This is a genomic window from Flavihumibacter petaseus NBRC 106054 (genome assembly GCF_000974785.1).
Taxonomy (GTDB): Bacteria; Bacteroidota; Bacteroidia; order Chitinophagales; family Chitinophagaceae; genus Flavihumibacter; species Flavihumibacter petaseus.
This window is the reverse complement of sequence record NZ_BBWV01000003.1, coordinates 780,936-806,088: the sequence shown is the minus strand read 5'-3', so window position 1 is coordinate 806,088 and position 25,153 is coordinate 780,936. Positions and strand designations below refer to the sequence as shown.

The 25,153-nt window shown below is 50.9% G+C and carries 20 protein-coding genes; 4 read left to right on the top strand and 16 right to left on the bottom strand.

The window, feature by feature from the left end:
* The first annotated feature begins 31 nt into the window (after positions 1–31).
* A complete protein-coding gene (locus tag FPE01S_RS18765; RefSeq protein WP_046370739.1) occupies positions 32–781 on the top strand; it encodes an SDR family NAD(P)-dependent oxidoreductase in 750 nt (249 codons plus the stop codon).
* 117 nt (positions 782–898) lie between these two features.
* On the top strand, positions 899–1,492 hold the full coding sequence (locus FPE01S_RS18760; RefSeq protein ID WP_046370738.1) for a diheme cytochrome c-553: 594 nt from the start codon (positions 899–901) through the stop codon (positions 1,490–1,492).
* A gap of 52 nt (positions 1,493–1,544) precedes the next feature.
* Here FPE01S_RS18760 and FPE01S_RS18755 read toward each other — a convergent pair whose 3' ends face one another.
* Complete coding sequence (locus tag FPE01S_RS18755) at positions 1,545–2,174, bottom strand: MgtC/SapB family protein (RefSeq protein ID WP_046370531.1); 630 nt, start codon at positions 2,172–2,174, stop codon at positions 1,545–1,547.
* Positions 2,175–2,239: 65 nt separating this feature from the next.
* Entirely contained in the window at positions 2,240–2,782 is a 543-nt protein-coding gene (locus tag FPE01S_RS18750; RefSeq protein ID WP_046370530.1) for a hypothetical protein, read from the bottom strand.
* A 131-nt stretch (positions 2,783–2,913) separates the two neighbouring features.
* Between FPE01S_RS18750 and FPE01S_RS18745 the strand changes: the two genes are divergently transcribed.
* Positions 2,914–3,804 carry a winged helix-turn-helix domain-containing protein gene (locus FPE01S_RS18745; protein ID WP_046370529.1) on the top strand — a complete coding sequence of 297 codons (891 nt, stop codon included), beginning with the start codon at positions 2,914–2,916 and terminating at the stop codon, positions 3,802–3,804.
* 25 nt (positions 3,805–3,829) lie between these two features.
* Here FPE01S_RS18745 and FPE01S_RS18740 read toward each other — a convergent pair whose 3' ends face one another.
* The 13 genes from FPE01S_RS18740 to FPE01S_RS18680 form a co-directional block, all read right to left on the bottom strand.
* On the bottom strand, positions 3,830–4,240 hold the full coding sequence (locus tag FPE01S_RS18740; RefSeq protein ID WP_046370528.1) for a type II toxin-antitoxin system VapC family toxin: 411 nt from the start codon (positions 4,238–4,240) through the stop codon (positions 3,830–3,832).
* A gap of 2 nt (positions 4,241–4,242) precedes the next feature.
* Positions 4,243–4,491 (bottom strand): DUF6364 family protein, encoded by a 249-nt coding sequence (locus FPE01S_RS18735; protein ID WP_046370527.1) that lies wholly within the window; start codon positions 4,489–4,491, stop codon positions 4,243–4,245.
* 647 nt (positions 4,492–5,138) lie between these two features.
* Positions 5,139–6,251, bottom strand: a complete 1,113-nt coding sequence (locus tag FPE01S_RS18730; RefSeq protein ID WP_046370526.1) for a 2-aminoethylphosphonate--pyruvate transaminase — start codon at positions 6,249–6,251, stop codon at positions 5,139–5,141.
* Position 6,252: 1 nt separating this feature from the next.
* Complete coding sequence (locus FPE01S_RS18725; protein WP_174446984.1) at positions 6,253–7,566, bottom strand: DUF5690 family protein; 1,314 nt, start codon at positions 7,564–7,566, stop codon at positions 6,253–6,255.
* A 31-nt stretch (positions 7,567–7,597) separates the two neighbouring features.
* Positions 7,598–8,818: an NAD(P)/FAD-dependent oxidoreductase gene (locus FPE01S_RS18720; RefSeq protein WP_046370524.1), complete on the bottom strand. Its 1,221-nt coding sequence runs from the start codon at positions 8,816–8,818 to the stop codon at positions 7,598–7,600.
* On the bottom strand, positions 8,815–9,909 hold the full coding sequence (locus tag FPE01S_RS18715) for an alkaline phosphatase family protein (RefSeq protein ID WP_046370523.1): 1,095 nt from the start codon (positions 9,907–9,909) through the stop codon (positions 8,815–8,817). Before FPE01S_RS18715 ends, FPE01S_RS18720 begins: the two co-directional genes overlap by 4 nt.
* 33 nt (positions 9,910–9,942) lie before the next feature.
* Positions 9,943–11,415 carry a phosphonoacetaldehyde dehydrogenase gene (gene phnY, locus FPE01S_RS18710; protein ID WP_083990326.1) on the bottom strand — a complete coding sequence of 491 codons (1,473 nt, stop codon included), beginning with the start codon at positions 11,413–11,415 and terminating at the stop codon, positions 9,943–9,945.
* An 8-nt stretch (positions 11,416–11,423) separates the two neighbouring features.
* Positions 11,424–12,671, bottom strand: a complete 1,248-nt coding sequence (phnA, locus tag FPE01S_RS18705) for a phosphonoacetate hydrolase (protein ID WP_052956000.1) — start codon at positions 12,669–12,671, stop codon at positions 11,424–11,426.
* A gap of 8 nt (positions 12,672–12,679) precedes the next feature.
* On the bottom strand, positions 12,680–14,188 hold the full coding sequence (locus tag FPE01S_RS18700) for a SusD/RagB family nutrient-binding outer membrane lipoprotein (protein WP_046370522.1): 1,509 nt from the start codon (positions 14,186–14,188) through the stop codon (positions 12,680–12,682).
* A gap of 18 nt (positions 14,189–14,206) precedes the next feature.
* A complete protein-coding gene (locus FPE01S_RS18695) occupies positions 14,207–17,359 on the bottom strand; it encodes a SusC/RagA family TonB-linked outer membrane protein (protein ID WP_046370521.1) in 3,153 nt (1,050 codons plus the stop codon).
* Between the two features lie 163 nt (positions 17,360–17,522).
* The gene (locus FPE01S_RS18690; protein ID WP_046370520.1) at positions 17,523–18,104 is read right to left on the bottom strand and encodes a helix-turn-helix domain-containing protein; all 582 of its coding nucleotides are present in this window, start codon (positions 18,102–18,104) and stop codon (positions 17,523–17,525) included.
* A 97-nt stretch (positions 18,105–18,201) separates the two neighbouring features.
* Positions 18,202–18,801 (bottom strand): hypothetical protein, encoded by a 600-nt coding sequence (locus FPE01S_RS18685; protein WP_046370519.1) that lies wholly within the window; start codon positions 18,799–18,801, stop codon positions 18,202–18,204.
* Positions 18,802–18,840: 39 nt separating this feature from the next.
* The gene (locus tag FPE01S_RS18680) at positions 18,841–20,181 is read right to left on the bottom strand and encodes a glycosyltransferase (protein WP_046370518.1); all 1,341 of its coding nucleotides are present in this window, start codon (positions 20,179–20,181) and stop codon (positions 18,841–18,843) included.
* A gap of 236 nt (positions 20,182–20,417) precedes the next feature.
* Here FPE01S_RS18680 and FPE01S_RS18675 point away from each other — a divergent pair, with 236 nt between their 5' ends.
* Entirely contained in the window at positions 20,418–23,480 is a 3,063-nt protein-coding gene (locus FPE01S_RS18675; protein ID WP_046370517.1) for a ligand-binding sensor domain-containing protein, read from the top strand.
* Here FPE01S_RS18675 and FPE01S_RS18670 read toward each other — a convergent pair.
* Complete coding sequence (locus FPE01S_RS18670; protein ID WP_046370516.1) at positions 23,434–25,056, bottom strand: ABC-F family ATP-binding cassette domain-containing protein; 1,623 nt, start codon at positions 25,054–25,056, stop codon at positions 23,434–23,436. The two genes, FPE01S_RS18675 and FPE01S_RS18670, sit on opposite strands and share 47 nt — an antisense overlap.
* Positions 25,057–25,153 lie beyond the last annotated feature (97 nt).

Here is a 25,153-nt window from a genome sequence, read left to right as displayed (position 1 = left end):
AGCTAGCTTGCAGCATACAAAAATCAACAGCATGTCAACTGGAAACAGGAAGGTCGCCATCGTTACCGGCGGCGCATCAGGGATCGGGCTTGCGATTGCCCGGAAATTTGCAGACAACGGTATCTTTACGGTTGTACTTGGCCGTGATGAAAATAAACTGGCAGCAGCTCGCGAATTGCTCGGTGCCAATGGTACTACGATCTCCTATGACCTTTCCCAGCTGAGCGGCATTCCGGCCCTGATCGACCAGATCCACCAGGAATACGGCAGCATCGATATTCTCGTGAACAATGCCGGCATCAACCAGAAAAAACCATTTACCGAAGTAACTGATGAGGAATTTCAGCGCGTGATCACCACCAACCTGACGGCGGTGTTCTCCATCTCCCGTGAGGTCGTGAAAAAAATGTTGCCCCAGGGTGGCGGAAGTATTATCCATATCAGTTCCATGGCGGCCTATTACGGCCTTCCCAAGGTAATTGGCTATTCGGCATCCAAAACTGCCATTGAAGGGCTGACAAGGGCCATGGCGACCGAACTTTCTGCCCAGGGCATAAGGGTGAATGCCATTGCTCCCGGCTTTATTGTAACCGACATGACAGACAAGGCACTGAATGCCGATCCGGAAAGAAAAGCGAAGGCGATGGGTCGTACAGCCATTGGCTATATGGGCAAACCGGAGGATATTGCCGAGACAGCTTTTTTCCTCGTGTCACCGGCGGCTTCCTATATCACGGGCACCAGTATCCGGGTGGATGGCGGCAATGCCACAGGTTTCTGATCCGGATACGGTTCATCCTGCATTATCTACAATCCATGCATTGGCGGCTTTACGGCGAGTGCGTTGGGGTCTAATTTGGTGACGGATTACAGCGAAGTGATCCCAAACACTAAATTCATGAAAAAGACCTTTCTCTCGGCGATCGGGCTTGCCGCATTGTTAGCAGCCGCAATAGTATCCTGTCAGCAAAAACCAACGGCAGCAGCAGAAACAGGAACAGTCGCTGCACCCACCAGGGTGGAGCTTGCCAAAAGAGGCGAACACCTGGTGAACGTGCTGGGTTGTGATGACTGCCATTCTACCAAGACCTTTGGTCCAGGAGGACCAGAAATAGATACGGCGCACCGTTTGGCGGGGCATTTATCCGGAGCGCCACTTCCGGTAGCCGATACCGGTGCATTGAAAAAAGGCTGGGTATTGTTCGCGCCTGATCTGACTGCGGCGGTGGGTCCCTGGGGCACCTCTTATTCCGCGAACCTGACTTCAGATGAAACTGGTATTGGTAACTGGAGTGAGGCGCAATTTATCAAGGCGATCCGGGAAGGCAAACTGAAAGGGATGGACAATAGCCGCCCGCTTTTGCCGCCAATGCCCTGGTTCAATTATGCCAGGCTGGAGGACAATGACCTCAAAGCAATTTATTACTTCCTGCAATCCACGAAGCCGGTGCACAATGTAGTGCCGCCTCCGCAACCACCTGTCTCCTTATAGTAGCTATACATGGTGTATGTGGCCGCTCCAGTTTTGGAGCGGCATTTTTTTGTCAATATTCAAACCGCCGGATATCCGGATCAGTGGCCAGTATTTCAAATAGCCGCTGGTGTTTGGCTGCGGTGCCCTGGATGGTCCATCGCAGGGTAAGCAGGTCACCCTCCTTAACCAGCCGGTTGGCCTTATAAGCCATGCCCAGTTTTGCGAATTGTGCTTCCAGCGCGGCGGCTTTGCCGGAGGAATATTTGCAGATCACGGTATAGGACCTGGATTGATTCAGTTTGTCGATCAGCTTTTCAAAGTATGGCAGCACGGCAAGAATGATCAGCATCAGGACGCTGGCACTGGCGGCAGCGACATAGCGCCCTGCACCAATGCCCATTCCAACAGCTGCTACTGCCCAGATAGTAGCGGCCGTGGTGATCCCGTTCACTTTATCTGTGCCGCGAAAAATAACGCCGGCGCCCAGGAATCCTATACCGGTTACAATATTGGAAGCGATACGGTCGGGGCTGGCTGGTGCGCCGATATACATGGACAACATGGTGAACAGGCATGCCCCGACAGAGATCAGGATCATTGTCCGGAAGCCTGCAGCTTTGCTCCGGAATTCGCGTTCAAGGCCTACAACACCGCCCCAAAGGGCTGCAATGAGGAAGCGGATAATAACTTCGTTCTCCATATGCAAGCTTTACCCTGCAATGATAGGAAAAAGAAACCTCCGGGAAAATGGATGTGTACGGCCGTTTAGCAGCCACCTTTGCGGGGGGCACGTTTGTATATTACTTTTTTATCCCGCTCTGCATAGTCGCCCGTTACAATCGGATAGGCATACTTGGGCGCATACGATACAACATGGCTTCTTATAATTATCCTGTCGTTAACTTTCAGGCTACTCAATTGCTGAAATTCATCAGGCTTTCCCGCTCCGAAACTGAGGATATACTCGTCACCATTGATGCTGGCCATCACTGCGAAACCCAATCGTGTGCCTGGCGGAAGCGAAAGAGACGTTACAACAGCCTCCATATTGGTGAAACCACTTACTTCCTTCCTGATTTTAGCAGCACCGGCAAGTACTTTCTGACCTTCAGGAGATGCTTCCCATTTTTTGAACTTTATCCCTTCCGGGGTAGCCTCCCATTTTTTCCTTTCTGCTTCCCTTTCAGCAGCAGAGAGTGGCTTCGGGGTTAATTTTTTAGCAGTTTCTATTTTCTTTTCCCGATTGGCAAATACCAGTCCGCCTGCCACAAGCAGCAGTAAGACCACCGCATAAATAACCTTTTTCATAAATTTTGTAGTTTTAATTAACGCAGATCTCTCCTTAAAAATTGGTCCGGTAAAAGTACTTTGATGGTGTTCAGATGAGGCATCCCGTTTGTAAATAATAGTGTAAACTTTGTAAATAACACCTTGATATCATGCTAGTTAGAAGATTTCTCGTGCCATTGAAACGAAAGCACCCGGGCGGATTATTACTACTCGCGTTTCTCTCGATAATCTGCGTGGCTTTCAGTTTGACCGGCAATGATGACTATGACTTTGCCAGGAGGGAAATTCTGCTTCGCCGGGTCGGGCATGAAATACTTCTTCAGTCTGGCGACAGTGTATCAAGGGTACTTCCGGTTAAAAAAATCGGCGGAAATGAATACCAGATCAGTTTTGAGCATGCGTTTACTTTTCAACCGGAATCCCTGGTAAATACGACTCAGCGATTGTTAGCCAGGGACCCGCTCGCCAGTGATTATGTTGTTAACGTACTGAACTGTGCCAATGCCGGTGTAGCCTATGGATTTGCTATATCAGGAAATAAGAAAGATGATATTGTAACCTGTAAAGGCAGAAGGCAACCCGTGGCCTGTTACAGGATTAATATCAAATTTAAACCGGCAGGAATAATTACTGCTAAGAATGGATATCTCCTGGGCAGCCTGACCGTTTTAGCATTCGTCGGATTCATTTTCTTAAGACCTGTTAAGCCGCGCAAGGCAATACCTGATCGTCAGCCGGAGGGAATACTCACTTTAGGGTCAATGTGGTTCGACGTGGAGGCTCGTAAACTCATGACAGATGGAAAGACCACCGACCTGACCAAAACAGAAACCCGTGTACTACACATTTTCGCGTTGTCGCCCAATGAGGCTATCGAGCGAAGCCGGTTGCAAAAGGAGATCTGGGAAGATGAAGGTGTTATAGTAGGCCGCAGTCTGGATATGTTCATTTCCAAACTCAGAAAAAAACTGGAAGCTGATCCGAACGTTAAGATAGTAGTTATACGGGGCAAAGGATATAAGCTTGAAATCAGCACATAATTCGAATCTCCCGGGTGATGTATCCTTAGGTTCTTTTCAGATAGGATTCAGCAGTAAGTACAGCAATTTTTGCTTCCTTATAATCCTTGATGTTTCTGGTCAGAAGATTATTTATACCATTCTCTGTTGCAGTATAATATTGAATGCCGTCCTCGAAATCTTTAAACTTTGAACTTAACGCCAATCCAATGATTTTATCATCCACTGCAAGTACTTTTACCAGCACTTTAAAACTATTCAGAATCCTTCTGCTTTCTGTTGAATTATACTGCCGTGACAACAAATAATTCAGATTGCTGAAGGAAAGAGAGGAAATGTAAATTGTTACTTCTCCTTTATCTGCAAGACTAAATAGTGCCGCTGCCGGTAAATAATGTGGTTCTCTTTGCGCTAGTAAATCAAGCGCGATATCAGTATCAATAAATACCTTATCCATTCTTATCGATACTTATCAGCTAAAAAATCGCCATACATTTTTTTACTGTCTGAACGATCATCAAGCTTTAATACTCCTGATAAGCTCTTAACCAGGGGAGTGATTTCATTTTTCTCGACCTTGCTTTTTTGGGTCACACTAACAAGATAGTTTTCGATAAGATTCGATAAGGATGTATTTCTCTTCCTGGCATATTTTTTTGCCTCTTCAATTATATCCTTGTCAATTGAAAGGGTAAGTTTGGTGTCCATACTCCATATTTACGTATAAATGTATGAAATATATACGTATCGGCAAGTAATTTGAATTTTAAGTGTTTGTTTTAGTGATTTCACAGGCACTTCCTTTGACCTCTTTGCTACCTCTGTTCAACCTCTGTTGGACCTCAAATTCACTACGCCGGGTACTCGGGTTTGCCTCGAAAACCGAGGCGAACACCTCGGATTCCGAGGTCAACACGTGATTCTACATAGGGAACAAAGACCGGGAACAGAGGCCGAATCAAGGGTTTTGTGATCTCGTCCCTGGAAAAGTGCAACCCCGTCCCGCCAGAAGTGCAACCTCGTCCCTGGAAAAGTGCAATCCCGTCCCATATGACTTTTCCAGGCCAGCCGGGTTGCTAATTTTGTGTCCAGTTCTTTGATACGATTGTTGGCGGTCTGGTTCATAAGCGCGCACCTTCAAGGCCATTACGGATTTCCCGCACCCATTGAAACACTACCGTGATATGCCTGAAAACAGTGTAGACCTACAGCCGAACTGCAGCAAAACTACAGCCGTCCCTTAGCAAACCCACCCTTCCGCTGTAGAATCGGTGCAGGATTGGTGTAATTCGGCTATAAAACGGCTATGGTTCGGGTGATGCCTTTCCGGGCCCTTAACCTACCGGCAAACGGCTTTAAGCCACTTTCACCCCCATTTCTGCCAGCACTTCCCCAATGGCGGCTACCAGGCCACGGACATCATCGGGATAGATCTGGCCGATATTGCCGATCCGGAACGCATCGGTTTTGCCGAGCTTGCCGGGATAGATGACAAATCCCCGCTGGTTCAGCTTCTCGTAGAACTGCCCGAAATGAAAGGCCGGGTCTGCCGGGTATAAAAACGAGGTAATGATATGCCCCTGGATGGCAGGATCAAGGTACTGGCGGAAACCCAGCTTCGCCATCTCTGCATCCAGCACCGCCTTGTTGTTGCGGTACCGCTTTTCCCGGGCCGTTATGCCTCCCTCCTGCTGCAATTCCTGCATCGCCTGGCGGAAAGCCATCAGGCTCAGCGTAGGCGGCGTAAAGCGGAATTGTCCGCTCGCCTCGAGTCCTGCCCATTGCGCATACAGGTCGAGGCTCAGGCTCCGCGCCTGGCCCTTCGCTTTTTCGAGTTCGCTGCGTTTGCAGAGTGCAAAGGCAAATCCCGGCACGCCCTCGATGCATTTGTTGGAAGAAGATACCAGGAAGTCGATATGCATGGCCTTCATGTCCATTTCCGTACCGCCAAAACTGCTCATCGCATCCACGATGAATACTTTGCCCAGGCGCGCGCAAACAGCGCCGATGTCACCAATGGGATTGAACAGCCCGGTGGTGGTTTCACTGTGAATACAGGCAACATGGGTAATCGCCGGGTGTTGCTGTAAGGTCGCTTCCACCGCTGCTGCTGTAACGATTTCGTTTTCCGGACACCGGACAACGATATGATTCAACTGGTGCATAGCCGCCATCGTGGCAATCCGCTCACCGTATGCGCCATTGGCCAGGATGAGCAGCTGGTCATTTTTACCCACCACAGAACTGATCACTGACTCCACACCAAAGGTTCCCGATCCCTGCATAATTACGGTCTCATAACCGTCTTCTTTTGATACATGCGCCAAAGCAAGCAGCTCGCTCCTGATCGCTTTCACCGCCTGCACAAAAGCATCATCACGCGATCCCATGTCCTGCAGCATGGCTTCCTTTACCGTTAATGAAGTAGATAGTGGTCCGGGAGTAAACAACAGTTTCGTGGTAGACATCTTATGGATTTAAGAGGTTAAGTTTTTCGATTTGTTTGGTAACGGGTCCGTTCACACCGAGTTTGCGGTTGAAGTACACCGCTATAAAAACCAGCAGCAGCAGGGAAGCAGCTGCCATGATATAACTGAAATGCATCAGCACCGTGGCCCATTGCGTTTGCTGCATGAAAAATTCTTTGTACAGGATCAATCCCACACTGCCGAGGTAGCCGGTGGCATCGCAGAGGTAAACAAAGTAGCCGGCATTGGCGCGGATCGGAAAAAGGGCGATGATCCTTTCAAAAACAGCCACCTGTATCGGTACATAGGCAAGGAACAATCCCATACCCGACAACATCATCCAGCCAAACGGCGGTAACAATTTGAACTGGAACAGCAGCGTGCTGCCGCCACACATCAGCAGTCCCGCAGCAATCAGCCACAACGTGCTCCAGAAGCCCCGGATATTGTTGCGGATCATCGACAGGCATCCCACGCCCACCAGCACCACGAGTCCGGCAATCATTTCCGTGGTGGAGAAAACCGCGTTGGTCCGGGTGGGATAGATCTCGCGCCAGATCTCCACGGAGAAATTATCCCGGAAATCGCGCATCGTCGTCAGCAGGGAATAGATGAGCACCAATCCCGTAACGCCCAGGCCGATCTCCTGCATTACTTTTCGTTTGTCCGACACCGTCATGGGTAGCCGCTCCGAGCGGAGCAGCTTGTCTGTTTCCGTGGGTTCGGGAATGACTGACAACATCCAGACGAATAGAAAGAAGGCGGGCAGGAAGGCCAGGCCGACCAGGGCCGGCATCCAGAATTCCGATACCGCCGGCAGCCAGTCGTGCAGGTTGAAGTACACCGTTTTCAGGATCCCTGAAGAAACGATCAGGCTGATGCTGAGGCCCATCCCCAGCATTTCGGTAAACCGCCGTCCTTCCAGGTAACTGAAGATGATGCCCCATACCATGCCCAGTGGCAGGCCGTTGAAGAACAGGAATACAAAATTGTACGGATGCGGCACCAGCCCGAACAACACGAGGCTGACCTCGGCCACCAGGATCAGGGCAATGATCAGCTTCCTGCGGTTTTGGGGTTGCAATTCAGAGATCACCTTTATGCCCAGGAATTTGGAGACCATATAACCCAATACCTGCGCGATAATCAATACCGCTTTATATTCCAGGCCAAAGGCAAACAGCCCTTCGTAAACGCCGCTGTTAAAGGGTTTGCGGAAGGCATACATGCAGAAATAAGTACCGAATGCAGCCACCATGGCCCAGATCGCGGTAAAGATTTCCGATCGTTGGAATTGTTTTGACAGGTATAACACAGCGCCTCCGTTTCTTGGTTTTTGAATAGGATCAGCCACTCACTTTTTTGGAGCGGGCCATTGCACATTTGTCCAGCCATTCCTGGCTGAACGGATCAATCTTCCCGAACCTGCTGATATCAAAATCATTGAAGTTGTAGGGATTGGAGCGGCCCGCTGCCAGTTCCGCAAAGGCCCGGCCAACGCCGCCGGCAATTGCAATCCCTGCACCTACACAGCCCGTTGCCAGCAACAGGTTGTTGACGCCGGGAGCAACACCCATCGACAGGTTGCCGTCAGGGGTATACGCCGAAAATCCGGCCATATAATACTTGAGTCCGATATCATAAATGCCCGGAAAAAAGCGGCCCAGTCTTTCGATCACTTCACTCAGGTCTGTCATCCCACGGTCAGGACTAAACGAAAATTCAGTAATCTCTTCCGGGATCAGATCCGGGGACAGGCTAAGCGACCTGTTCTCCCTTACTCCAAACAACAGGGCGCCACCTTCTGGTCGCGCGTATGCCTGTGCATCCGGAAGCAACACGATTGGTGATGCTTCCGGAAAAAGCGATGATCTTTCCGTAATCCAGTACTGGCTGCGCACCGGCGCCATGGGCAACCCGATCCCTGCCTGGCGGGCCAGCAACGGCGACCATGCACCTGCAGCGATCACCACTTTACCGGCATACAGTTTTCCGCCGTCGGTCTGTAACCCGACCACCGTATTGCCTTCCATCAGCATCGATTGCACCCCAACACCCTGGCGGATATCCGCACCCTGTTGCTTTGCGCAACGGGCAAAGAAAGTTCCCAGCAGGTAGGGATCACAATAGGCTTCCTGGGGAAGGAAAGCGATCGCCCGCGCTTCATCAGCCTTGAGCCAGGGCGCTTTCTGCATGGCTTCGTCCGCGCGCAACCATTCAGCTGGCTGTTCATAGGTTCCGGCAATAGCCATCAGTTCCTGCAGGTCTTTTTCCCTGGCTTCACTAGCCGCAACATGCATCATGCCCACTGTCTTCATATCCAGGGATTCGCCGAGTTGCTTTTCCAGCTCCGGGATCACCGCTCTTGTTTCCAAAGACAGCGGGATATAGGATTGTTTGGACCGCACTACCGTCATTAATGCGGCGGCCCGGCTGGTGGCGGCATTGCACAGCTCTTTCCGCTCCAGAACCATCACCGATTTTGCGGGATAGTTCCGCGTATAATAATAGGCTATGGCACATCCAAATATGCCCCCACCCACAATTACCAGGTCAACTGATTTCATTTCTTACCGGGTTGAAGTACTGTATTCACGGGTTCGCCTACCGGATGATTGGCAGTAAACCGGAACCCAAGCAACTGCGCAGCAGTCTGTGCAAACTGGTCCTGGTAAAGCTGTCCGGCGGTTTTTACTTCACCGAGTGGTGCTATGCCAGGGCCGATCACAGCCATCCAGGTTTCATTGGCCCTGGGAATCGAAGAACCGTGACCCGTCCATTTTGGTCCCACGCCCCTGCCATGGTCCGGATAGATCATGATGGTCGTCTGGTCTTTGTAAAAAGGGTCGGACTGGATCATGTTCCAAAGGCTGCCGATCATGGCATCGAGGTAGTGACCGGCATCGAGGTATGAATCGTACTGACCGGCATGAGCATAGTCATCGGGGTCGGCAAAGTCGATGTACACCATGCGGGGATGATTGGCCTGCATATAGGATTTGGTCATGGCAAAACTGTGCGCATCGTCGCGGACCGATTTGCCGAAAAACTCCGGTGTGTAAAACTGCAGTTCGTTGGCCAGCTTTTGTGCCTCGGTCAGGTTGTTGCCTTTCACCTGTTCTCCCGGAAGGATCGTCATCATGCCGTTGCGGTCGCGGTTCACGATCCGTCCCACGGCATCCCAGGAAGCAAACGTCACCACCTTTCCTTCAAACCCTTTTTGTTTGTTCACAAACTCGAGTACATTCTCGTTCGGGTTGTTGGGGTAACTGTTGGAATTCACGGCGGAATCGTAATAGCCACAAAGGGTTTCACTGCGGCCTGGATAGGAGAACCAATATTTGTTTCTCACATTCACCAGGTTGCCCGCGTCGCGGTTGCCGTACAACTGCCCCTGCCGGGCAATGGTCTTCCAGAAAAAGGGCATGAGCTTTTCCCGGCGCTGCTGTGCATCGGGCGCCCAGAATTTGGTCATCAGTTCAGTCGAATCCTGCCTGCGGTATTTGGGTGGAAAAAGCAATGTTGAATCTGCACCCTGAAATACCTCCTGCCAGCGATATCCATCGAGGGAAATCAGGATGATGTTTTTTGATTTCTGTTGTTGCGCCAAACCCATCGTCGACAGGCATAGCAACATTCCTGCTATGAATACTCTCATGTTAATCTGATTGGAAATTGATTGAATAGGGTGTCACCAGGGTAAGGAAAAAGTTTTGACGTAGGTGAAACATTTGATCGCTTCGATCACACCCTCTTTGATGCCGAGACCCGAGTCTTTGATGCCACCAAAGGGAGAACTTTCAATGCGGTACCCCGGTACTTCGTTGATGTTCACCGTACCCACTTTCAGCTCGCGGATAAACCGCAGCGCATAGGCCATATTGTTGGTGACGATGCCGCTGGACAAACCATAGTCGGTTGAATTGCTCAGGCGGATCGCATCATCAATATCGGTGAAGGTGAGCACAGGTGCCAGTGGCCCGAACGATTCGCGTACTACCATTACGGCATTGCGCGGTACGTTAACAATCACAGTGGGTTCGAGCAACGCGCCGTGGCGTTTGCCGCCAATCAATACACGGGCGCCCTGTGCCACTGCCTGTTCTACCACGGATTCGAGGTAGATGGCAGCAGCTTCATCGATCACGGTACCCACCCTGGTTTCAGGATTGGCAGGATCACCGCAGGTATATTCCTTTGTTTTCGCAACCAGCTTCTGAATGAAGGTATCGGCAATACTTTCATGTACCAGTATACGCTTTACAGCGGTGCAGCGTTGTCCGCTGTTCCGGTAGGCGCCTTCTGCGGCAAGGTTTACAGCAAGATCCAGGTCGGCATCTTCCATCACGATCAGTGGATCGTTTCCGCCGAGTTCCAGGATCACTTTCTTGTAGCCTGCAGTGCTGGCAATATGTTTGCCCACCGCAACACTGCCCGTGAATGACACGATATCTACGCGGGGATCTTTTACCAGTGGCTCCGCAATTTCTGCCGTTGGTCCCAGCAGTACGCTGAGCATGTGTTTCGGCAATCCGGCTTCATACAGCAGCTCCACCAGTTTAATGGCGGTAAGCGGTGTTTTTTCAGAAGGCTTCAGGATCACCGGGGTCCCCGCGGCAATGGCCGGCGCGATCTTGTGCGCCACCTGGTTCAACGGATGGTTGAACGGCGTGATGCACACCGCCAGGGAAAGGGGTTCCCGTTGGGTGAAGATCTTGCGGGCCTTGCCTGTCGGGGATATATCACAGGAAAATATCTGGCCGTCATCTTTCAGGCATTCCATGGCAGCAAACATCAGTACATCGTGTGCCCTGCCGGTTTCATAGCGGGCCTCGCGAATGGCGAGTCCCGATTCGGCACTGATGATCTGTGCAATGGCTTCCTTCCTTTCCACCAGCAGCTGACGGGTTTTGTCGAGAATGCTGAATCGTTCATAGCGGGAAAGCGCAGTTCCGCCCTGCAGGGCCTTCTCAATGGCAGCCGTGGCATCGGCTTTTCCGGCAAGGGTTACGGTACCTACCAGCCTGTTGTCGTAAGGGCTGTGTACCTTCAGAAGTTGTTGTGAAGTGATGGGCTGCCCGGCAATGTAGGAAGTCAAGTGCCAGGCAGGAACGCCATTCTTCACATGGCTTCCGGCAATTGTTGAGGTTATGCTATCGGACATGAGCAGTTTCAGTTTGTACCATTGATGGTAAAGTCAAAAATGTCGAAGTTCCTGGGGTCGCCGGCGGCTTTCATGGTATAGGCGCTGTTCAAGGGATGGGAAAGCACCATGGGTACCATTTCTTCGTAGCGGCCACCGTGGGAACGCAGTGTTCCGTCGAGTGCGGAGAGGTCATGGTATTTGGGTTTCCGTCCTACCACCACATCTCTTCCCGATAATACCACCAGGTCACCTATCCGGTCTTCCGGTTGTTCCAGCACATGTACGGCCGTAGCGCGGTCATATACTTCGGTTATGCCTGGCTGTATGGAAAGCCATTTTCTTACTTCGTCGGTCTTTGCCTGATCTTCCAGGTGTACCACCACATAGGAACCCAGGGCACCGTGGTGTTTCACGTAGGGATCAGTAATGGGGCAGATCACGCGGAAACCACCGGCACCGAATTGCGCTTCCAGCATGTCTTCCACGAAGAGCACGTTGGGACTGCCATCAGTTTTCACCTTGGCATTCATGCCGTGGTCGGCCGTAGCACCCACTACGGCCCCCAGGGCCAGCAGTTTTCCGATCTCTGCATCCATTGCCTCATAAAATGCGAGGGAAGCTTCAGCTTCCGGCGCATAGGTATGCTGCATATAATCGGTGAGTGACAGGTAAAGGAAATCGGCGAGTCCGTTTTCAATGAAGGCTACTCCCGCCCGCAACACGAACAGGCTCGCATCGGCGCTGTAAATGGCGGGCGTGGGATGACCCACGATCGCTTCCACCCCATCAATACCATGTGTTTCCTGTTTTGCCTGGTTGGCTTTTTCTGCAGAGATGGCTATGCCTTCCATTTTGTGCGAAAGGATATCCCGCAGTTTTTCCTTGGCGGTCACCACGGCCACCTTCCGGCCGGCCGCTGAAGCAGCTGCCAGGATGGTATCGGCACGCAGGTAATCCGCACTATTCATCATCACTTCGGCGTCTTTTGCCGCGTCGTAAAAAAAGTTGCCGCTGATGCCGTGTACCGCAGGCGTTACGCCGGTTACAATGGAGGAATTGTTCACATTGGTAAAAGAAGGCAGCGCCCCTCTGACCATGCCCCGGTACCCCTGTTGTGTCATCTTTTTGAGGTTCGGCAGCCTGTCGAAAGCCATCGTGGTATCGAGGTATTCATCGGCAGAACCATCAATACAAATCACTACCACCGGCGCAGCGGGCGGCGCATAGGTTTTTCCATTCACTGAAAACGTCTTCGTCGAAATCTGATTGACCATTGTCTCTTTTATTTAATTAACCACATTACATCATTCCGGGTATCTGAGCCACCGAACTGTTCCTGAACGGCATCGGTAACACTTTCTTTATTGTTCGTGTATTCAGCAGAAGGATAGCTGAAACGCACCGGGATCATACCCCCATTTTCGTTGGCTGGTCCGATCACAAAAGCCGGCACACCGGTTCTCCGCTGGTTGTAATAAGCCTGCCAGCCGGAGTTACCGAAATAAGCCACATACTTCTGCGTCAGGATCTGCTCCAGGCCATCGGCATCGTTACCCGCGTAGGTAACTTCGGGCTGGGCAAGAAAGTCAGCGATATCACTGGCTTCCACTCCATAAAACAGCATCGACTGCGTAATACCCATTTTGTAGTATTCACCTGCATCACCGGTAGTCCAGCCGCGGTTGATACCTTCAGCAATGTTAAAGGCTGTTTCGCTGGCACCCAGCTGGATACAGGGTATACCGCTGGCATCCTTCAGCCAGTAGCTGCGGTTGAGGTAAGCATACAGGCCGGCATTGGTAGCGGTCTGAATTTCACTCTGGATGGCCCCTGAATTCGCGCCTTTGTACCGCGCAAACGGATCAGCAGGATCTTCCGGAATATTTTCAGCCGGGGAAGCAATGATAAAAATCCGGGGATCCTTCAAACCGGTAAGCAGATCCACCCAGGTAGCACCCAGTATATTCCTGTTTACATAAAATTTTGAATCATCCGGGAAAACAGGAAAGTTGTTGCTTTTGTCAGTGGAATTGTAGGTCATCTGCAGGTTGCTACTATTGGTCAGTATAACCGGGTATGCTGCAGGGTTGGATACAATCGCGTTGAAACGCTCTTTCAGGTTCAAATCACCATCGGCCTCTTTTTTACTCAGGCTGATCAGGAGCCTCAGGGAAAGTGAATTCACCGCCTGCTGCCATTTGGCGAGACTGCCGCCATAATAAATATCCCCTTCGATGGCAGCATTGGGATTTTCGGTAAGGATGGCTGCCAGCTCTGTATTGGCTTCCGTGAGCCACTGCAGGCACTGCAGGTATACTGATTTCTGGCTGTCGTATTTGGGATAATGCACACCGTCAGCTCCCTGCATGGCTTCGCTCAGGGGGATGTCACCCATCTGCTCTGTCATCTTGCTGTACAGCATGGCTTTGGCAAATTTGGCAAACGCCTTGTAGCCACGTGTTACGGTATTGACGCCCTGCTTGTCTGCTTCGGTTTCCAGGCGGCCCACATTGCGGAGGGTATTGTAGTAAAATGATCCACTGCCCCAGGTGTACGACTGGTTGCCATAGTAGTCGAAGTTCAGCACCTGGGTTTGCGCCATGCGCTGGGAATAGGAATTATCGCTCCAGGAATTGTCGTACATATCGTACTGGATGCCGGTAACGATCAGCTTGGGAGATGCCTGGTCAGAGGCATTGGGATTCTTCTGAATCTCGTCAATTTTTTTACAGCCGGTGATGAGAACGGCGGCCGTGATAGATAAAGCCAGGAATTTATAACTCCGGTTCATGATTACAATTTTTGCTGATTAGAAGATAAGGTTCAGGTTCAGGCCAAAGCTTTTGATGGATGGAGTTTCCAGTTCAGTACTGGTGCTGGTCCACTGGTCGAGGTCGATGTTGCGGGCATTTTTGTCTTTCGCATGATACCAGAGGTTTCTGCCCACCAGGGAAACAGACGCTGCATTGAAAAACCGCTGTTTGGACAACAGGTGCTGTGACGCGTTATACGTGATGGTCACTTCGCGGAGTTTGATGTAGGATTTGTCCACCAGGTTGGCGATGCTGCTGCCATAGTAACCTTTGGCAAAAGACTCCCATTTGATCGGCGTTTCATTGTCTTTATACTCGCGGGTATCCTTCACCATATTGCCGTCACCGTCCACTTCCAGGGTGCCGCTCACAATATTTACGCCATCGGCAACAAAAGTGCCTTTGTAACCTGCTACGTCGCGGTTGTTCCAGTCTGCCAGGCGGTATTCGTTGGCGGACAAAGGATGCGCACCTGCCTGCCATTGTTTCTGGCTGAGGTAGTTGACGAGTTTACCACCATACCGGCCATCAATCAGGAAGCCGAAGCTGAGGTTCTTATAGCGGAAGGTGTTCTGTAATCCTGCCATCCAGTTTTCGTTGCCATAACCCTGCATGGTAACATAGTTGTTGAAAAGGGGCCTTCCGTTTCCGGGGTTATAGATGATCTGACCGTTGGCAGATTTCTGGAAATCGGTGAGGTAGAGTTTGTCTGTGCGCTCTCCCACTTTGATCCGCTGGTAAGTTTGCAGCGTATCGTATACTTCATCGAGGTAACGTTGCTGGGTAGACCAGTTCAACAGGACGTCCCAGCTGAAATTTGCTTTGCGTATAGGCGATGCCGTTACCACCAGTTCAACACCTTTGCGCTTGTAGGTAAGGCCGTTGCGCTGCAGGGTGGTTACGCCGGTACTTTGAGAAAGCGGCAGGTAGAAAATCGATGGACCTTCAATGTTGCGGAAGTAGGTGAAATCAAATCCGAGGCGGTTGCGGAAGAAGCGGATATCTGCGCCGAATTCCAGGGCCTTGCTGAACTCCGGGCTGATATTGGGATCGTAGAGTGTGCCGCTGTAATAGAGCGACGGGTTACCGTTCCAGCGTACACCGGTGGAATAGGTTGGATACAGGGTATAATAGTTTTCACTGCCTGCAACCAGGCCGTCGTTGCCCACTTTGGCATAGGAGGCGCGCACTTTGGCAAAGGAAATCACTTCCGGCAGTTTGACCATTTCAGAGATCACGCCGCTGAGGGACACGGAAGGATAGAAATAGGAATTGTTCGCCTTGGGCAGTGTGGTAGCCTGGTCCATCCTGCCGGTAAGGCTCAGGAAGATCATCTTGCGATAGTCCAGGTCGGCATATCCATAAACGCTCCTGCGCTGGTAAGACGTTTTGAAGGTTTCTGTAGAAGGCGGGTCAACACTGTTCTGTACGGTCCATAGTTGCGGAACGAGCAAACCGTTGTTGGTATGGCTGTACTGGTAATTTGTCCGGCGCGTCAGCAGGTTGGCGCCGGCAGAGGCTTTCAGGGAAAAGGACCGGGAGATATCTTTGCTATAGGTCGCAAGCACATCGGTATTGTTTTCCCAGAAATAGCTGAAGGACTCGTTGTATCCGCCGCGCTGGAAATAGCCGCCGTCACCATTGTACTGCGAGGTGGAGATCGGGTAACGGTTCTGGCGGTTCAGGTAGTTGGTAGAGACGTTGGTGCGCAGGTGCACATCGAGGCCTTCCGTGATGTTGTATTTCAGTTTCGCATACCCATACAGGTCATCTTTATAATAACCACGCAATTGTTCGTAGGCGATAAACCAGGGATTGGAATATTGATAATTCTCTACGTTCTTTTGCTGGGTGCCTTCTTTACCCGGCATCCAGTAATCGCGGAGGTCACGCACATCGTAGTTGGCGGCACCCCAGATCATCATGGCATAGACAGGACTGCTGGGCTGGTAGGCAAATACGGGGTAGTTGGGCGTATACTGTTTGTTGTAGTTGATATTGGTTTCGAGGCGCAACTTCTTGTTGATGTTGAGTCCGCCGGACATGGCCACGTTGGTGGTATTGAGTTTGGTATTGGGAACCTGGCCGCGCTGGTACATCTGGGTGATGGAAAAGCGGATATCGCCCCGGTCGTTGTTGGCAGAAATGGCAATGTTGTTGCTGGAAAGGATACCGTTCTGCAGGAAATTGTCAAGGTTGTTCTTGCCTTTGGCAGTCCATGGCAGGGGAACCAGGTCTCCTGTAGCGGGATCCACTTCGCTGTTCCATTGTTTGATGAGTTGTCCTTCGAAACGGGGGCCCCAGACGTCATAGTCGGCATCATTGATACCGGCGCCACGGCCATCCCCATATTCATATTGAAAATTGGAACCGGGACCGTATTCGCCCTGCAACCCGGGAACGGCGTTGAACCCTGTTTGTAATTGTGTGCTCGAGTTGAATTCTACGGAATAGCCCCTCTTGTTTTTGGATCCTCTTTTAGTGGTGATCTGGATGGCGCCGTTTTGTCCGTCGGAACCATAGAGGGCGGCAGCGGTTGGTCCTTTCAGCACGGAGAAGCTTTCGATATCGTCGGCGCTCAGGTTCCAGGAATCGGAATTGATGCGCACACCATCTACTACGATAATGGTGCCTTTACCACGCAGGGAAATACCGGGATCACCAAACAGGTTGGAGGAGCTGGCGATGCGCAGGCCAGCCACCTTACCCGTGAGGGAACTAATTACGTTGGGTTCCCTGGCTTTCACCAGTTCTTCTCCTTTTACTTCCTGAACGGCATAACCCAGTGCCTTCTTTTCCTTTTTGATACCCAGGGCAGTCACTACTACTTCGCCCATGGCGTCGTTGTTGGGTTTAAGCTGGATGGCGATGTCGGATTCGTTACCGGCGGGTTGTTCGCGGGAAACAAAACCGACGTGGCTGAAAATCAGCACGGCGCCGGAGGCAGCCGGAACGCTGAACCTGCCGTTCTGGTCAGTGGCGGTGCGGGTATTGGTTCCCTTCACCTGAACGGTTACACCAGCTATTGGCTGGTTGGCTTCATTGGTAATGCGTCCTTTTAATTCGGACTGTGCCAGCGAAACATACCAGCACAGCAGCAGGGAGAAGATCAGGCTGCTGCGGCGGAGTGAAGCTAAAATGGGTGACATAAGCAGTGGTTTGAATAATGGTTTGTTTAGTATAAATATACATTGTGTAGTAAACATAATTTACTATTACTAAACAATTGACGCAAACGTATGCGTACCCACTACCGCCCGGGGAAGCCGGAGATGTCTGGAAAAACAACAGGAATTATGATCGGAATGGTGATCAGGAATTTGTCTGGAAGAAGTATACTACCAGGATCAGCGCGTCGGTCTTACCGATATTGGCCGGTTTGTGCCCAAGCCTGCCGTCAAAAAAAAGGGAATCTCCTTCCTGCAGGGTGTACACTTTTTCTTCAATCAGGTATTCTACCGTGCCCTGGATGATGTATTTGTATTCATAGGCATCTGTCTTAACCATCTGGCTGCGGTTAGCGCCTTTTTTCAGTTTCAACAGTACAAAATCCACGGCTCCGCCGGCCATATTCCGGGTAAAGATCCGCTGGTAGTCGAATCCTTTGGCCGTTTCTTTCTTGAAGTGTTTGTAGTCGGCGGATCTTTTGATAACGATTTTCTCTGTCCCGCCATTCGCCTGGATGCCATTGAAAAACTCCGTAAGGTCCAGTCCCAGCGATTGCACGATGCTCATGAGAACAGGAAGCGAGGGAACGGTACGGTTATTTTCGATCTGTGAAATCAGCCCTTTGCTCACATTGGCCTGGGTGGCCAGCTGTTGCACGGTAATATTTTTATTACGTCTCGTCTCTTTTATCTTGTTGCTGATCTGGATCAATATGTCTTCCTGCATCGGGCGGGTTTGAATGGGGCCAAATTACTGGATTTTCCAACAAAAAAGCCGCTCCTTACGGGAAGCGGCCTGACCCTATGATTACTGCTTAACCTGCTTACTTTAAAGCGATATCAAAAGCATTGGGCTTTTTGGTGATGACCAGTTTTGCCGAACGGCTGAACGGCAACTCATGTTCACAGCTGTTCATTTCCGCCAACCAGGGCTGGCTTACCAGCCATTCCATAAATACATGTTTGTCATTACGGCCATAGAACAGGGATTCGTGGAAGGCATGCCCGTTCCATTCGGCTGCATGCTTATCGATCCAGCGCTCTTCGCCTGCTGAACTGGTTCCCCTGAATTTTTCATAATCTTCGGGCAATCCGATTTCACCGGCGCCTGCCAGGAAGCGTATGCTCAGGTGCGGCACTGCATAGAGATCCAGGGGATCTGTGCCGGCCGGGATCTTTTCGATCACCAGGCTATCGGCACCAAGGGTTTCTTTCCATGCTACCGGCAATTTCACTGTACGGCGGGAGAATCCGCTTTCGGCGATGGTAATGCCCAGTACCCCGTCTTTTCCGGAAGCATCTTTTTCAGTCCAGTTGCTTACGCCTGTTGGCGCTGCAGCAGCTCTTGCTTCCTGCCCCAGTTGTTTGCAGGAGACTGCAGCCATAAAGGCAAAAGCAGCCGGGATGATCCAAATCTTTTTCATATTAAGGATGGTTTAGTATTTATCAATTAGATGTAATCATCAGTACACTATGGCTTCCGGATGGATAAAGCGGGGTTGCGGATTGGACAACAGCAATTCCTGTACATAACCTGCTGCCAGTTGCAAAGGCTTGTAGGTATTGAACTCGCGGGATAGTTGTTGTACATTTTTCCGGTAGCTGCCATCGGCCAGTACTTTTTCCACTGCACCTTTAATTTGTGAAGGCTTTGGAGTTTCAGTCCTCAGGTCAATCCCCAGCCTGAAATAACCGATCCTTGCGCAGATCTCATTCTTTCCTTCATGAACACCGGCAACCACGAAGGGCAACTGGTTTTCGATACCCAGCAGCACACCGCCATAACCCCCGTTTGTAATGTACACATCCACATAAGGCATGATGTCATTAAAGGGTATGAAGTCTTCGATGATAATATTGGCCTGCGGGTAGGCTTCGCGAAGTTTTGCGGTACCGCCACCGCCGGTAGTGACCACCACCAGTGTATTGGAGTCTTTATAAGCTTCTAGGGTTGGCACCAGCAATTTGTTCACATCCGTTTCCACAGTACCCTGTGTAACCAGGATGACACGGTCATAATGGTGCACGCGATGGTCCATCCAGGTATCTCTGCCAGCGGGCTGCTGATAGGGCAGTAATGGCCCGATAAAACGAACATTGTCGCTGATGTCGCTCCTTTCATATTCAAAAGACGGACTGCCGCTTTGCAATACCAGGTCAGTTTGACGGTACAGCATATCAAAGAAGTTTTCCTTTCCATGCCGGATGCCGTATTTGTCCAGCAACGCATACATCACCTTTATGGATTTTGCAAACAACACATGGTCAGTTAACCAGCGTAGTGCAGCCTGTTTGCGGCGTCCAAAGAAGCTTTTTGAAGGATGCATACCCAGGCCCGCAGGCGGCAGGTCTACCGATCCTTCTGCCAGCGGCATGATGCCAATGGCCATTACCGGAATATTCATGAGGTTCTTTACAAACGCATTACCGGTGAACATCACGTCTGAGATCATCAGGTCAAAAGGAAATTCGCGATAGATCCCGAGGATATCGGTATAATATTCCGGCCCGCGTTTCAGGAAGAATTCCTGCACATCATAATTCAGCTTTCCGATCTTGCTGCTGATTTTCTCCCTGTCGGGGAATAGTTCTGACAGGTTATCTGTATCCACTTCCAGGGCAACTTTGTATGGATAGTATTGCAAACCCAGTTTTTTCACCTTCCCGGCATATTTGGCAGATGTATACCAGCGTACATCATAACCCAGGTCTTTCAGGAAAACGGCGATTCCGGTCAACGGGTTAAAATGACCATCTGCCGGTACATTAGCAAACAGGATTTTTTTTGCTGTGGATTGTTTCATGATTCTGATAAGGTTTAATGAAGGCACAAGTTTACTACAGGATCCACCGGGGATCAAGCGCGGCCTGCATGAACCGTATTTTCCGGATGTTGAAATGGCGAATTGCCTGACTGAACGATCATAGCTTTCTTGGTACGCAATCCATCCGGGCTTTTCCTCAATTCATCCCCGCCTGTTGCCCGTTGATTGGGAAATTGCCCCCCTCCTTCCTATATTTGACCATAGCCCCGAGTGCCTTGAAAAAATACACCATTCCGTTACTGCTGTTCTGGTTTTGTTCCGGCATACTGCAGGCCCAACAGGCCCGTCAGTATTCCTATACCCATTATAATAATGCGAATGGCCTCGCGTCCAATTTTGTTTACCGGGTAACACAGGACCAGCAGGGATTTATCTGGATTGCCACCGTCAATGGCCTGCAGCGGTTTGATGGCAAGGAATTCATCACCTTCAGGCACAACCGCAACGAGCCCGGATCGATACCTGCCAATAATGTTGCCTCCGTGTACTGTGACAAAAAAGGAAGGGTCTGGATCATCAATGAAGACAATACGGTTGGCATGATCAACACGAGCAAGCTGCAATACCAGCCGGTGTCCATCCGCATGCCGCCCCGGAAGGCCAGGATTTTCATGCCGTCCAAATTCTTTGAGGACTGGCGGGGCAAATTGTTTCTGCGCATCGCGGCCATCGGCATTTTCGAGCTAGACCAGCTGGAGATGACCTTTAAGCCCACCAGCAACATTAAGGTGCCGGACAAATGGTTCGTGTTGGATATAACACCTGATTTTTACCGGGAGTGTTTCTGGATCGGTTGTGATTCGGGGCTGGCCAGGTATCAGCCGTCCACCCAGCAGGTCAGTTACGCCGACCACAATACATTCGGCGATGCTGTGATTGAAGCTTTCAAAAATGTAAAGAACATTGGTGGCATCATGCCGGTGGAAAACAGCAATGATTTTGTCTGCAACAGCTGGCCGCCGAGTTCAGGTAATCCCTTTCTTTATCTCTATCGCGCCACCCCCAATAAACTCATGCGCTTTGACCTGGGAAATATCCTGGGCGTTGGCTATCATGAAATAGAAAATGCTTTCCACCAGAAAAGCGGTCCCATCTGGGCATATGGACTCCCCTTTGCGGGCACCATCGATACTGCCCTGGGCATCTTCAAACCATTGTCACAACTGGTGGCCCAGAACGGCCAGATCAGGTTTGACCGGGCAAACAGCATATTTGAGGACCGGCAGCACAATCTCTGGTTGTGCACCACAGACGGCATTTATGTATTCAATCCGGATCACCAGCCCTTCGATTCCTATAACCTGATCCGACCCGGCAGCAACCAGCCACGGGAAGGTGCGGTGACCAGTGTGGTGGACATCAACCATCAGCTCTGGGTAGGCACCTGGGGGGCGGGGCTATATCTCTATGACAGCTTATTGAATCCGCTCCCCATACCGGCAGCGTTCAAACCCTGGCAGGATCATTTGACGATATGGTATATTCATGAACATAGCAGAACGGGAAAGGTGGTGTTGGGTGAACAGGGTGGCCGGATGAAGGTATATGATCCTTACACCGGCAAGGTGCAGGATCAGTTGCTGGATGTTTTTAAGAAATCCACTATCCGGCAAATCGCGGAAGACAAAGAAGGTAATCTTTGGTATGGCACGCAGAGCGGAAAGCTGATCCGGTGGGACTACCAGAAATCACATGGAGACTTCTCAAAAGGTTATGAAGAAGTGATGGCCATCGGACTGGTGCACCGGCTGTATATGGATACCGATGGCAGTCTCTGGGCGGCGACAATGGGTAACGGGTTGTATCATATTAACCCTGTTACAAGAAAAATAATCGACCAGGTGTCTACCAGCACGCCGGGCGAATGGAAACTGGGAACAGACTCTCCGATTGATATCTTAAGATATAACGACAGCCTGCTGATCGTTCCCGGATTCACGGTAACGGTACTGAATACGCGAAGGCGCCGCGGAACGGTATTGTCGCTGGATGACGGGCTGCCTTCCAATACGGCCTATTATGTACAAAAAGACAACCAGGGCAAATTGTGGCTTGGGCTGCAGAACGGTTTGTGCCGGTGGAATGTGGAGAAGAACAGCTTTACGCTTTTTGACCGGCGGGATGGAATCGTTTACGACAATCTTACCTCCGGCGGGGCTTTCCGGGTGCCGGGCAACCGGCTTGCATTTACGTCGGATCACAATTTTGTGGTGTTTAATCCGTCCAAAGTAGTCACTGCCGATAAGCCTGCACGGGTGCAACTCACCAATATCTACCGGCTGAACAAGAGACTGCCGGTGGACAGTGTGATGAAGATTGGCAACCTCGAACTGGATTATGAGAGAAACTCCGTGGTGATTGACTACAGCACCCTGCAATTTCCGGATCACGGTCAGCAGACTTACTACCACAAACTGGAGGGGCTTGACAAGGACTGGGTGCGGTCCACCACCAACAAAGCCATTTACAATTACCTGCCTTACCGGAGTTATACGTTCAAGGTGAAAAGTGTGAATGCCGATGGTGCTTCAGCACCGGAGACGAGCCTGATGATTCATGTGAAGCCTCCATTTTACAGGGCGTACTGGTTCATGGCACTGATGGTGTTTATCGGTATCGGTTTTTTGTACTGGCTCGACCGGTTACGCCTGCAGAAGCTGCGTGCCACCGAAAGCATCCGGAGCAGGATTGCTTCCAGCCTTACGGATGACCTGACAAACTCTCTCAGCAGCATCAATATATCCAGTGAACTCGCTAAAACCAAAGTGAATACTGATGCCAACAGAACGCGTGATTTCATTCATCACATCAGTGAGACCAGCAACCGGATGACACAGGCCATGTATGATATGGTGTGGAGCATCAATCCGCAGAATGACCAGATGCAGAAGACGCTGGAACGCATGAAGCAGTATGCGATGGAACAGGAATCCATCAGCGATACCAATATTACCATTGAAGCTGACCCCGCGATCAGGGACCGGCAATCGGATATGGAACACCGTTATGAATTGTTGTCCATATTCAAGGAATCCATTTCCAATGCCGTGAGGCATTCAGGGGGCAAAAACATTCATGTTCAGCTCCGGCTCCGGAAAAACAAATTGCTGTTGCTGGTTCAGGACGATGGCCGCGGATTTGATCTGAGCACGGTTCCACTGGGCAGAGGGTTAAATGACATGCGCCGCCGCGCAGAGGCTATTGGCGCGCAGCTGGACATTCTGTCCGAGATCAATACCGGTACATTGATCCGCCTCGAAATGAAACTGAAAGGTTGACGGTCCGGGAGATGCCCAACTGGTCCAGAAAAGCCTGGTCATGCGACACGATCAGCAAAGTTCCGTCAAAGCTGTTGAGCGCTTCTGTCAGAATGGTGATGTGTTGCAGGTCGAGGTTGTTGGTGGGCTCGTCCAGCAGGATCAGTTCCGGGGGCTCCTGTTGTAGGGTCAGGCAACAGAGGGCAAGGCGCATGGACTCGCCGCCACTGAGCACGCTGCAGGATTTGTGCCAGTCGTCTTTTCCGAAAAGGAACCGGGTGAGCCGGATATTCAGTTCATGTTGTTCCAATGCACCATCGTTGAACAGCTGCGCCTGTTCGCTTACGGTCAGGGTGCGATTAAGCAGCGAATAATCCTGATCGATATACATGGCATTCTTAAATCCCCGCAGCACTTCACCACGGTCGGGCTGCCATTCACCGCGTACCAATTTCAATAGCGTTGTTTTTCCTGAACCGTTGTTGCCGGTAACAGCAACACGTTCTCCGCTCAGCAGTTCCAGATCCGGATCGTTTGGCCACAACCAGTTGTTGTTGCGCCGTATATTAATGCCCTGAGCCCGGAACAGTACTTTGCCATGATGCCCGGTTGCATTCCGGAAAGCGAGGCGCATCCCATCGGTATCAGGTGTTGCTTCCCGCAGTTCCTGCAGCGACTGCCGGATCTCCGATATTTTATCCTGGTGCATGCCGGCTTTTTTTGCTGTACTGTTTTCTGCCGCGTTGCGGTAGGTATTCATCATGATCCTGGCGACACCCGCTTTCTCCTGTTTTTGTTTGCCCCTTGCGTTCAGACGGTTCTGTCTCTCCATGGTTTCCCGCGCTTTTTCCCTGGCTTTGCGCAATGACTTTTCCGATTCTTTCAGGTCGTCGGCCAGTGCATCCAGCGCCATGGATTTCTGCTCCTGGTAAAACTTAAAATTGCCGCCATAGGTGATCACCTGGCCACGATCCAGTTCGATTACTTTGTTCAACAGGTTCATCAGGGTTCTGTCGTGGCTGACGACGATCAGCGTTGTGGTGGTACTCCGGATAAAATCGTACAACAACCTCCTGCCCTCCTGGTCGAGGTGGTTACTGGGTTCATCGAGCAATATACATTCCGGCTGATGGATGGCGATGCCGGCGAGGAATACCCTGGCCTGCTGGCCACCACTCAGGGTGGCCATGGATTGTTGCAGGTCGACTTCCTGCAATTGCCATTGCTGCAACGCGGCGCGGCAACGGTCATCGATGGACCAGTCGTCATCCAGCAGGGTCATGTTTTCGGTGGTTACATCACCCTCCAGGATCGCCCGGAGTGCCTGTAATTTATCAGCGACACGCAACGCCTGTGCGACGGTGAGGTGATCGAACTGGCCGAAGAGCTGGGGAACCCGGTATGGGTGAACTGCGCTGTGGTATTGTCCGCCCGAAGGTGTCAGTTCCCGCGCGATCAATCGCAGTAAGGTTGATTTTCCGGTGCCATTGTTTCCGGTCAGGGCAATTTTTTCCCCTGCCTGTACATTAAGCTGAAGATTGTCAAAAAGCGGTTGCCTGTTGGGATGGGAATACGAGATATTCTGAAGGAGAAGCATAATTTCTTTTTCCAGGTGATGGGAATCGACAGCAATGGTATGCTGCGGGTTTTGTCCTGTTGAAAGAAATTATTCTACATGATGGGATGCTCTTAAT

What these genes read in the sequence shown, in the direction of transcription:
- FPE01S_RS18700 (WP_046370522.1), bottom strand. Translation starts at nt 14,188, where the DNA reads ATGAACCGGAGTTATAAATTCCTGGCTTTATCTATCACGGCCGCCGTT.
- FPE01S_RS18735 (WP_046370527.1), bottom strand. Translation starts at nt 4,491, where the DNA reads ATGGACACCAAACTTACCCTTTCAATTGACAAGGATATAATTGAAGAG.
- FPE01S_RS18695 (WP_046370521.1), bottom strand. Translation starts at nt 17,359, where the DNA reads ATGTCACCCATTTTAGCTTCACTCCGCCGCAGCAGCCTGATCTTCTCC.
- phnY (WP_083990326.1), bottom strand. Translation starts at nt 11,415, where the DNA reads ATGTCCGATAGCATAACCTCAACAATTGCCGGAAGCCATGTGAAGAAT.
- FPE01S_RS18755 (WP_046370531.1), bottom strand. Translation starts at nt 2,174, where the DNA reads ATGGAGAACGAAGTTATTATCCGCTTCCTCATTGCAGCCCTTTGGGGC.
- FPE01S_RS18765 (WP_046370739.1), top strand. Translation starts at nt 32, where the DNA reads ATGTCAACTGGAAACAGGAAGGTCGCCATCGTTACCGGCGGCGCATCA.
- FPE01S_RS18715 (WP_046370523.1), bottom strand. Translation starts at nt 9,909, where the DNA reads ATGAGAGTATTCATAGCAGGAATGTTGCTATGCCTGTCGACGATGGGT.
- FPE01S_RS18680 (WP_046370518.1), bottom strand. Translation starts at nt 20,181, where the DNA reads ATGAAACAATCCACAGCAAAAAAAATCCTGTTTGCTAATGTACCGGCA.
- FPE01S_RS18740 (WP_046370528.1), bottom strand. Translation starts at nt 4,240, where the DNA reads ATGGATAAGGTATTTATTGATACTGATATCGCGCTTGATTTACTAGCG.
- FPE01S_RS18685 (WP_046370519.1), bottom strand. Translation starts at nt 18,801, where the DNA reads ATGAAAAAGATTTGGATCATCCCGGCTGCTTTTGCCTTTATGGCTGCA.
- FPE01S_RS18720 (WP_046370524.1), bottom strand. Translation starts at nt 8,818, where the DNA reads ATGAAATCAGTTGACCTGGTAATTGTGGGTGGGGGCATATTTGGATGT.
- phnA (WP_052956000.1), bottom strand. Translation starts at nt 12,671, where the DNA reads ATGGTCAATCAGATTTCGACGAAGACGTTTTCAGTGAATGGAAAAACC.
- FPE01S_RS18690 (WP_046370520.1), bottom strand. Translation starts at nt 18,104, where the DNA reads ATGCAGGAAGACATATTGATCCAGATCAGCAACAAGATAAAAGAGACG.
- FPE01S_RS18760 (WP_046370738.1), top strand. Translation starts at nt 899, where the DNA reads ATGAAAAAGACCTTTCTCTCGGCGATCGGGCTTGCCGCATTGTTAGCA.
- FPE01S_RS18670 (WP_046370516.1), bottom strand. Translation starts at nt 25,056, where the DNA reads ATGCTTCTCCTTCAGAATATCTCGTATTCCCATCCCAACAGGCAACCG.
- FPE01S_RS18750 (WP_046370530.1), bottom strand. Translation starts at nt 2,782, where the DNA reads ATGAAAAAGGTTATTTATGCGGTGGTCTTACTGCTGCTTGTGGCAGGC.
- FPE01S_RS18745 (WP_046370529.1), top strand. Translation starts at nt 2,914, where the DNA reads ATGCTAGTTAGAAGATTTCTCGTGCCATTGAAACGAAAGCACCCGGGC.
- FPE01S_RS18730 (WP_046370526.1), bottom strand. Translation starts at nt 6,251, where the DNA reads ATGTCTACCACGAAACTGTTGTTTACTCCCGGACCACTATCTACTTCA.